Annotated in this window: 4 protein-coding genes and 2 pseudogenes; 3 read left to right on the plus strand and 3 right to left on the minus strand. The window is 56.1% G+C overall.

What is annotated here, in order from left to right; genetic code table 11:
• Positions 1-120: 120 nt before the first annotated feature.
• The 3 genes from SAJA_RS13065 to SAJA_RS13075 form a co-directional block, all read right to left on the minus strand.
• Positions 121-1,191: an MraY family glycosyltransferase gene (locus SAJA_RS13065; RefSeq protein ID WP_123659118.1), complete on the minus strand. Its 1,071-nt coding sequence runs from the start codon at positions 1,189-1,191 to the stop codon at positions 121-123.
• Positions 1,192-1,505: 314 nt separating this feature from the next.
• Complete coding sequence (locus SAJA_RS13070; RefSeq protein WP_123659119.1) at positions 1,506-2,513, minus strand: NAD-dependent epimerase; 1,008 nt, start codon at positions 2,511-2,513, stop codon at positions 1,506-1,508.
• Between the two features lie 91 nt (positions 2,514-2,604).
• A complete protein-coding gene (locus SAJA_RS13075; protein WP_123659120.1) occupies positions 2,605-3,891 on the minus strand; it encodes a nucleotide sugar dehydrogenase in 1,287 nt (428 codons plus the stop codon).
• Between the two features lie 266 nt (positions 3,892-4,157).
• Here SAJA_RS13075 and rfbB point away from each other — a divergent pair.
• The 3 genes and pseudogenes from rfbB to SAJA_RS15395 all read left to right on the plus strand — a co-directional run.
• A pseudogene (gene rfbB / locus SAJA_RS15390) lies at positions 4,158-5,243 on the plus strand (dTDP-glucose 4,6-dehydratase).
• A complete protein-coding gene (locus tag SAJA_RS13085) occupies positions 5,240-6,421 on the plus strand; it encodes a glycosyltransferase family 4 protein (protein ID WP_123659121.1) in 1,182 nt (393 codons plus the stop codon). The pseudogene rfbB and the gene SAJA_RS13085 overlap by 4 nt, the downstream one beginning before the upstream one ends.
• An 85-nt stretch (positions 6,422-6,506) precedes the next feature.
• Positions 6,507-7,194 (plus strand): annotated as a pseudogene (locus SAJA_RS15395) (transposase); the annotation flags it as partial.
• Between the last annotated feature and the right edge of the window lie 138 nt (positions 7,195-7,332).

The following is a 7,332-nucleotide window of genomic DNA, read 5'->3' on the forward strand; positions in this document are numbered from 1 at the left end:
TTTCACGGGAACCTCCTCGGTTCAGGGTACGAGAAAATTCCACTTATGACCCGCGCTAATTCTTGGGAGGATTACCGCTCGCTTCAAGCTCTAAAATCGACTATGGCCCCAGCCACGCGCTCAGGAGCTAGCGCGCGCCTTGACCTTCTGTTTGAGTCGTCGGACCGGCACCTTTTTCCAGAGCGTGGTAACCGACATGCTATAAAGACCAAAGGCCAGTAGAAAGCCGTAAAACAGCCAATAATCGGCCACGCCGAACAGGCTACCGAGCACTCCAACCGCCATAAAGCAGGCTGCGGTAAACAGCCACGCATAAAGCGCATAGCCGGGCGTCAGGCCGCGGCGCTGTAACAGATGATGATAATGGAAGCGATCGGCAGTAAACGGGCTCTGACGCTTTAGCAGCCGGCTGGTCATCAGATAGACGGTATCGCAAAGCGGCAACCCGAACAGCCACACCACCGCGATCGGGTGAATGATGGCATCGGGTGGCTGCGACGCGTCGACAGCAAACCACACCAGAATAAAACCCAAAACCAGGCTACCGGCATCACCCAGAAACACCCGCGCCCGCTTTTGCCAGGGCATACGCAAATTAAATACTAAAAACCCCAGCACGCTGCCAAGCGACAGCCATAACAGAACAGTCGCCCCGGACTGCGTGAGAGCCCCCACACCAAGCAAAACCGCCATCAAAACCGCGGCAAAACCGCCGGCTAGACCGTCCATGCCATCAATCATGTTGACGGCGTTGATGACGCCTACAGCACCAAAGATCGTGAAGGCAACCGACCACTGATCGAGGGCTATCCGGCCCCAGCCGCCAAGGTTACCCAGCTGCTCGATCTGCACATCGCCCAACAGACACATACCAACCACCACGGCCAACGTCTGTAGCGCGAGACGAACCAATGCAGAGACGTGCCGTCGGTCATCCAGCGCCCCCAGCAACAACAAGGTGCCTACGCCCACGGTGAAGCCGGCAAACTCAAGACTCGGCACCCAAAATAAACCGCCAACCAGTATCGACACCGAAATCGCGATGCCCCCACTCAACGGCGTCGAAAAATCGTGTTTTTTACGTCCCCCGGGGTGGTCAACATGCCCAGTGCTAAGACAGAGTGGCCAAAGCATCAAAATCAGCGCGCTACACAGCGCAAAAGCAATAAAGGCCGGTAAAAAAAGGCCCATTCAAGATCCCTCAAATAAGTTATTTCAATATTATGCAGTTACTTACACATTGCATATGAAAAGAATATGACAAACGGCAAAAGCCCTTACAACATCAAGAATTATTCCGCGCCCGGCTCCGCTCGCTACCAACGACTATGACGACTCGACGCGCGAATGCCTAATCCTCTGGCGGGCCCGCTCTACACGAAGTAGACACATGCCAATCACCGAAAGGCCGGAAGACACAGGCAGACAACCGTGCAACCCATCAGGTCAATGAGAGAGCGGTGCGCTGCGACCTCAAACAAGCGCGCAACGGCCGAACACTCCGGTTATACGCCGTAGTAATCCCGATACCAGTCCACGAATCGTGCAACGCCCTCGGACACATTCGTCTGCGGTCGATAGCCTACTGCCTCGAACAGGCCGCTTACATCGGCGCTAGTGGCCTCAATGTCTCCGGGCTGCAGAGGCAGCATATCTTTCTTGGCCTCAACACCCAGGCATTCTTCTAGCCGATGGATATAATCCATCAACGGCACCGGATTGCCGTTACCAATATTGTAAATACGCCAAGGCGCACAGCTAGTGCCCAATGTCGGCGCATCGCTAGACCATGTCGCATCAGGCTCGGCGGGCGTGTAGAGAATCCGCACCACGCCTTCGGCGATATCGTCCACGTAGGTAAAATCACGGCGGTGCTGGCCGTGATTAAATACCGGAATAGGTTCACCTGCCAGCATCTTGCGCGTGAATAGAAACAACGCCATGTCGGGCCGGCCCCATGGGCCGTACACGGTAAAGAAACGCAGCCCGGTAGTTGGTAACCCGTACAGGTGCGAATAAGAGTGAGCCATCAACTCGGTCGCGCGCTTGGAGGCTGCGTAGATCGCTGCCGGATGATCAGCCGAACCCTGCGGCGAGAACGGCATATCCGTCGACAGGCCATACGCCGAACTGGTCGACGCATACACCAGATGCCCAACCTTCGTATGCCGACAGCCCTCAAGCACGTTCAACGTGCCGGTGACGTTGCTATCAATATAATCGTGCGGATGCGTCAGCGAATGCCGCACACCCGCCTGAGCCGCCAAGTGCACCACGCCATCAAACTGATGCGCTTCGAACAACGCCGGCATAGCTTCGCGGTCGGCAATATTCAAATGGACGGATTCGAACCCATCACGCGCAATCAGCCGATCCAAACGTGCCTGCTTGAGCGATGGGTCGTAATACGGATCCAGATTATCGATGCCGACAACCGTCTCCCCCCGATCCAACAACAAATGCGCGACATGCGAGCCGATAAAGCCGGCAGCGCCAGTGACAAGTACCTTCATAAACACTATTGCCTAATGAATTAGCCGCAGCAAGCCATGGCTGCGCGCCGCACAGTATAGCGGACGCAAACCACGAACCCAGCGCCCTGGCTTAAAGCCGCCCGTCCGTCTCGGTCACAGGAAACGCGTACTTCACGTCGTAAACGATATGGTCAGACTTACAGAGTCCACGAATCGCGGCGGCTCCCATCTGCTGAAACTCACGATGAGCAACGGCGACCACAGCAGCGTCATAAGTTCCTGCCTCAGGCGACTCGACAGTGCGCAAGCCATATTCATGCTCGACCTTGGCTGCATCCGCCCAAGGATCGTAGACATCGACAACCACGTCCATTTCTGTGAGTTCGTGCACTATATCCACCACGCGCGTGTTGCGAATATCCGGGCAATTCTCCTTAAAGGTGATGCCCATCACCAGCACGCGCGCACCGTGTACTTGGATCTTACTCCGAAGCATGAGCCGGATGACCTCATGGGTGATGTAGCGTCCCATGCCGTCGTTGATACGGCGCCCGGCCAGAATCATCTCGGGATGATAGCCCGCGGCCTGGGCCTTATAAGTTAAATAGTAAGGATCCACGCCAATACAATGCCCACCTACCAGGCCAGGCCGAAACGGCAAAAAATTCCACTTGGTGCCTGCGGCCTTCAACACCTCTTCGGTATCGATGCCAAGACGGGTGAAAATCTTGGACAGCTCGTTCACCAACGCCACGTTGATATCGCGTTGTACGTTCTCGATCACTTTCGCGGCTTCCGCGACCGCGATGCTCGGCGCGCGATGGATACCGGCCGGCACGATCGTGCCGTATAACGCCACCAGATGTTCCGCCACCGCATCGGTCGAGCCGGACACCACCTTAGTAATATTCGCCAACCCGTGAGCAGCGTCCCCGGGGTTCGCCCGCTCGGGGCTATAGCCCACGAAGAACCCCTCGTTGAATACCAGTCCAGAGAGCGAAGCCAAAACCGGCACGCAGCGCTCTTCAGTCGCGCCCGGGTATACCGTGGATTCATAAACAACGATATCGCCGGCTTTCAGATACGGCCCAATGGTACGGGAGGCCGCCATCAACGGCTCGAAATCCGGCACCTTGGCATCGGTGACCGGTGTGGGCACCGTCACCACATAGATATTCGAAGCGGCCAGGGCCTGCTCGTCGGCTGAAAACCGTACAGAAGAATCTTGGAGGTCTTTCTCGCTCACTTCCCGCGTAAAATCATGGCCGTCGGATAACTGTTCGATGCGCCGCGCGTCAATATCAAATCCGAGCGTGTCGTAATGACGACCAAACGCCACCGCGAGCGGCAACCCGACATAACCTAAACCGATTACGGCGATAGACGCCGGGCCGTCGAATTGATCCATCGCTGCCATGTAATACCTCTAAAGAACTTGGTGGGCTCAAATCCGAGCCTCTAAACCCTGTAACTGATTTGAAGCGATCGCGGCTTTGGCAGAATAGCCCACTGTGCGCGATCGCCGGCGTGCATATTAATCGCATACCGCCACTACGCCCAGCACATATTACTGATCTGTTTGCGGCTGCTAGCGAACACTAAAAGTCGGTAATATCACAGCTTAATACCTGGACATTTCGGCCATAGACTGGGCCCGGTTCCGGAACAAACGGTAATCATGCAATGAAAATACTCGTGACCGGCGGCGCCGGCTTCATCGGCTCACTCTCATACGCCACTTGATCGCAGAAACGGAACAAGAAGTCGTAAATCTCGATGCCCTGGCCTACGCAGCTAATCTAGAAGCACTCGAAAACGTCTCGAAAAGCCCACGCTATGCGTTCGAACATCTCGATATCCGAAATACCACGGCGTTCAACCGCGTGTTTGAAACACATCGCCCAGGTGGCGTAATCCACCTAGCGGCCGAATCCCACGTAGACCGATCGATCGACGAACCTGCAAATTTCATTAAGACCAACATTGTCGGGACGTTCAATCTGCTAGACGCATCGCAAGCTTACTATGATAGCCTCAGCAGAACTAAGAAAGACCGGTTTCGCTTCCATTATGTATCAACAGATGAAGTGTAGGGATCGCTGGGCGCCGAAGGGTTGTTTACCGACACAACGTCTAGCGCCCCGACTTCGTCTTATTCGGCCAGCAAGGCCGGCTCAGATCACCTCGTGTGCGCCTGGCATCAGACCTACGGGCTGCCGGTCTTACTCACGAACAGTTCCAACAACTACGGCCCCTGGCAGTTCCCGGAAAAGCTCATTCCATTGATGGTGCTCAACGCGCTGCACAGTCGTAGCCTGCCCGTCTACGGCGACGGCCTGAACACACGTGACCGGCTTTATGTCGAGGATCACGCAAACGCTTTGATACGTGCGTTCGAATACGGCCAAACTGGCGAGCGGTACAACATCGGTGGCCAGAACGAAGTAACCAATATCGAACTGGTAAACACGCTATGCGCCACGCTCGAGGAACTGGCCCCCCGACGCTAAAATCGGCCCACGCCAACAGCTCATCACGTTCGTCGAAGACCGTAAAGGCCATGACCAGCGCTATGCCATTGACACCACTAAAATGACCTATATCTTGAGCCGGCATACCCCAGAAAGACTCGAAAGCGGCCTGCGACGTACAGTACAGTGGATTTTGGACAGTCCTGAGTGGGCCGAATCCATTCGGAACAACGGCTATAACAGGCAGCGCCTTTGCCTGCATCCGAGCAGTGGCGCTAGGTCGGCGAGCCGAGTATGACAACAAGCTCGACTCCGCCAAGCGCATCCGACCAGCGGCCTACGGTATTGTTCGTCGCCAATACAGACTGGTATCTGTTCAACTTCCGGCTTAACCTGCTACATGCCGCTCATGCGGCCGGCTGGAATGTGCTACTAGCCTGCCCGAAACGCGCGTACGCCAAGGCCCTCGAAGAGGAGGGCTTCGTTACCCATCATATCCCCTTCGATACAATTGGATTCAAACCGACACAAGAGCTTAACGCAATGCGCGCATTGCGGCGGCTCGCGCATAGAGTTCGCCCGCAGGTATTCCATCTGTTCACGCTCAAGTGCGTTCTATACGGCAGCTTGGCGGCGCCGCGCGGCGAGGTGCAGACGATCGGTGCGGTGACCGGCATGGGCCATCTGTTCACCACTCGAAGCTGGCGTACTTGGCTGCTCAAGACACCCGTGCTGATCGCGCTGCGCCGAGCGATCAAACGCTCGCGGACCCAACTCGTGTTTCAGAATGATGCCGATCGTGACGAATTCGTGGCCTACAAAATTGTTGATAACGAGCATACAGCCGTTATCCGCGGCTCAGGCGTGGATTGCGAACGCTTCAAACCTCGCCCGGGGCGTCGATCACAGTCGCATGTAAAATTGCTTTTTTGTGGTCGCCTAATCGCAGAGAAAGGTATACGCGAGTACCTCGCCGCAACGGCCCGCCTGCGTAAATCCGGCCGAACATTCGAAAGCCAGATCGCCGGGGCGCCCTATCCTGGCAATCCCAGCTCGTTAAGCGACGCAGAAGTCGAAAAGCTGCAGAGCGAAGGCAGCCATATATTTCTTGGGCAACACGAGGATATGGCCGCACTTTTTGCTGATAGCGATATCGTGGTGCTACCGACCTATCGCGAAGGCACTCCCAAGGCGCTACTCGAAGCGGCCGCCAGCGGCTGCATTATCGTAACCACCGATATCCCCGGTTGCCATGGGATTGCTGACCCGGGAGTCAATGGCCATCTCGTACCGCCAAAGAAAATTGCCCCGATCGTCGTGGCGCTCGCGAAGATACTCGACGCCACACCGCAAGAGCGCCAGCGAATGGGTGCCGAGTCGAGGCGAATCGCCGTCGAACGCTTCAGCGATCGCGAAGTGAATGCAAAAACATTAACTTTGTACCGTCAGCCGGCTCAAACGCCCCCCCCCTCATAGGTGACCTTGTCCCTGAAAAGCGCGGCGAACAGAACTAGAGAAATCCGGCCATTTCGATCACGCTGAAAGGCGGAGGAAATGGACCATGGAGAAGTCGAAGTACACCGACGAGCAGATCGCGTTGGCGGTCAAGCAGACCGAGACCGGGACACGTGCTGAAGAGGTCTGTCGCAAGATGGGCATCTAGCAGGCCACGCTCTACAACTGGAAGAAGAAGTACGGGGGCTGAGCGTGAGCGAAGTGCACCGGCTCAAGCAGCTCGAGGAAGAGAACAACCGCTTGAAGAAGCTCATCGCCGATCTGAGCCTGGATAAAAAAATGCTCCAGGAGGTGCTGCGAAAAAAGCCCTGAAGGCAGCCCGGCGCCACGAACTGGCAGACTGGCTGATCAAGGCGTATCGGGTGAGCACGCGACGCTCAACAGCGATGCTGCTGATGTCCAGTTCGTCGTAATACTACAAGGCGCATCCGCGAGACGATCGCGCCGAGCGGGCTCGGATCAAGGAGATCGCTGAGACACGGCTACGGTATGGAATGCCGCGTATTCAGGTGCTGATGCGCCGCGAAGGCTGGATCATCAATCACAAGAAAACGTATCGGATTTACTGCGAAGAAGAGCTGAATCTGCGGCGCAAGCGAGCGAGACGACGGGTGGCGGCTATGCACCGGGAATCACGGTCTACAGTCGAAGCGCCGCACGAGGCCTGGGGCATGGATTTCGTATCTGACGAGCTGTTCAACGGGCGTCGGATTCGGCCCTTAAATGTAGTCGACAGGTAATCTTCCCAAGAATTAACGCGGGTCAGAAGTGGAATTTTCTCGTACCCTGAACCGAAGAGGTTCCCGTGAAGAAATCCCGCTACACCGACAGCCAGATCCTGGCGATCCTGAAACAAGCAGAGGCCGGCACGC

Origin of the sequence: Salinisphaera japonica YTM-1, from assembly GCF_003788585.1 — a bacterium.
GTDB lineage: Bacteria > Pseudomonadota > Gammaproteobacteria > Nevskiales > Salinisphaeraceae > Salinisphaera > Salinisphaera japonica.